This window comes from Methylobacterium sp. WL103, from assembly GCF_008039885.1.
Classification (GTDB): Bacteria; Pseudomonadota; Alphaproteobacteria; order Rhizobiales; family Beijerinckiaceae; genus Methylobacterium; species Methylobacterium cerastii.
Genome location: NZ_VRUX01001224.1, coordinates 1 through 552, shown reverse-complemented (window position 1 = coordinate 552; position 552 = coordinate 1). Strand labels below are relative to the sequence as shown.

Sequence of the window (552 nt, the reverse complement as noted above, 5' to 3'; positions counted from 1 at the left end):
GCGATCCGCCGCGCGCCCGCGCCGTCGCCAGCGCCGATCGCGCGGCTGACCAGCGCGCCGGCGGCGATCATCAGCCCGATGTTGATCGCGATGGCGAAGAACTGGACGATCGCGGCGAAGCCCACCGCGGCGGTGAGGTTGGTGTCGCCGAGCTTCGACACGTAGAGCAGCGATAACAGGTCGACGACGAACACCGCCATCAGCCCGATCGAGCCGGTCGCGCTCATCACCACCACGTGGCGCAAGATCGAGCCGGTGACGAAGCGCCCGGATTCGGGTGCCGGCGGGCCCGCTTCCCCCGTGGAGGGGGGAGGGACCAGGGTCTCACCGCTCACCGTTCTGAACCTCCATCGCCGGGGTCCGGAGCGCGCGTTCGGCCTGAGCCTCCGCCTCCGCGCGGGCGTCGGCCTCGGCCTGCGCCTCGGCTTCGGGGGCGCGCGCGGCCCCGGCCCGGGCGATTATAAACAAAAACGAGCCCACCACACCCCCCCCCAGAACGTATGGCGTGTTGTGGGTGAAAAAAAAAAAAAGGGGGGGGGGGGGGGGGGGGGG

1 protein-coding gene and 1 pseudogene are annotated in these 552 nt (G+C 70.8%); both read right to left on the bottom strand.

All coding sequences use genetic code 11. From position 1 onward, the window contains the following. Positions 1 to 320, bottom strand: a pseudogene (locus FV222_RS28745) (MATE family efflux transporter); the annotation flags it as partial. Between the two features lie 4 nt (positions 321 to 324). Continuing rightward, positions 325 to 552, bottom strand: a 228-nt coding sequence (locus FV222_RS30810; protein ID WP_210248528.1) for a hypothetical protein, incomplete at its 5' end; no start/stop codon positions are given.